General features: G+C 59.1%; 2 protein-coding genes. Both read right to left on the bottom strand.

All coding sequences use genetic code 11. The features are described 5' to 3' along the window. Positions 1-419: 419 nt before the first annotated feature. Positions 420-851, bottom strand: a complete 432-nt coding sequence (locus ACFHWT_RS31245; RefSeq protein WP_416598283.1) for a hypothetical protein — start codon at positions 849-851, stop codon at positions 420-422. Continuing rightward, on the bottom strand, positions 848-1,482 hold a 635-nt coding region (locus tag ACFHWT_RS31240; RefSeq protein ID WP_416598281.1), incomplete at its 5' end, for a polymorphic toxin-type HINT domain-containing protein. The genes ACFHWT_RS31245 and ACFHWT_RS31240, both read right to left, overlap by 4 nt.

Here is a 1,482-nt window from a genome sequence, read left to right as displayed (position 1 = left end):
CAGACCCTCACCGGGCAGGTCACCTCCGCCAGGTGCATCAAACACGTCCGCAACCTCGTCGCCGCACTCGGCCCCTACCGGCGCACCCCCGCCGTCCGCCGATTCTGCAACGACACCAAAAACCTCATCGCCACCTGATGAATGTCTTGTCTATCGACCGCGCACCTATTCCAATTCTCGCTGCCTCGAGATTGAGGACTGGCGGGCAGATAGCCGCAGTTCGCCCCACGGCATAAAGTCGATCGCCACTGCTTCGATCACGCTGCCAACCGGTGGAAAATCGGAGGGCGTCACCCGCATCCCCGCCTCGGCGAGCATGACAAAATCGATGAATGCGTGGAGTCCCGAGGGAGGAAATGTCAGAGGCCCGGCAGGCACCTCACCGAAACACCCACCCGGCACGCGCGTGAATCTTTCCGTTACTCATAAGAATCGCCGGTTCGCATTTCTCTGTTAAACAGTCTACCTACAAGTTCGTCACTCGACCGACAGCTTTCCGCGCCCGCCAGCACATCGACCGGCAGCAGATTTTCTATCGGTGCCGGAATTCCGCTTCCCCAGGCATCCCACCCGTCGAAGAAGAGATGGTCGTCGAGGTAGGCGCCAAACGGACCTGTTCGCCCCACACGCACCACTTCCGCATTAATTTCCTCGAGAAAACGTCCGAGGGAATGTGCCGTTTCCACCTTCCCCGTGCCACTACTCCAGCAGCCGACCCAACCGCTTCCGACCGTCGGATTGTCTGACACCAAGCAGACCCACAGCCGAGTGGTGGCAGCGGCTTCACCAGCAATAACTACAACAACGAACCGCTGCTCGCCACTGATCAGATATTTGAATGACATCATCATGGAGGTGAAATCACAAACTCGATTAAGGTATCTGGCGACATGACCCCTGCTCTTACCCTTCTCGCAATCTCGGCCGTTCGGTGGTGACCGCCTGTGATGTACACGCGAGACGCAGGATAACACCCACAGTCTCCTGGACCCCAATCACGTGCACCTCTGATTGGGTCGTTACCTTGCGGGCCACCCGGGATAATAAGCTCGTCGTTCGTGAGATTTCTGACACCGCCGTGCCCGGCAACCTCACCACCATTCATTTGGTGCGGATTCAGCGCGTGCGTTTCGAATCTATTGTTGACCAGCTCGCCAGCCCGAACGTTGAACTTATTGACATCGGGATGCACCGGAAGGTCTGATAGATGACTGTTCGTGCTGTCGCCGCAGTTGTGGACGAGGACTGTCGTGTTGCCGGCTACTACATGGTAGGTGTGGACGTGGCTGATGGTGAGGTTGTGGACGGTGGCGTGTGGGACGGTCCGGCGGTGGATGGCGGTGATTTGTATCCAGGTGCCGGAGCTGGTGTGGAGCCATTGGCCGGGTTGGAGGTGGGTGGCGTCGATCCACTCGCCCAGGTCGGGGACCCAGAAGGGGTGTCCGTCGGTGGCGGTGATCTGGGCGACACCGGGGTCGCTGT

Source organism: Micromonospora sp. LOL_021 (genome assembly GCF_048060215.1).
In the GTDB taxonomy this organism is placed as follows: domain Bacteria; phylum Actinomycetota; class Actinomycetes; order Mycobacteriales; family Micromonosporaceae; genus Micromonospora_E.
Note: the sequence above shows the minus strand (reverse complement) of the source record. Positions and strands in the feature narration are given on the sequence as shown.

What these genes read in the sequence shown, in the direction of transcription:
- ACFHWT_RS31245 (WP_416598283.1), bottom strand. Translation starts at nt 851, where the DNA reads ATGATGATGTCATTCAAATATCTGATCAGTGGCGAGCAGCGGTTCGTT.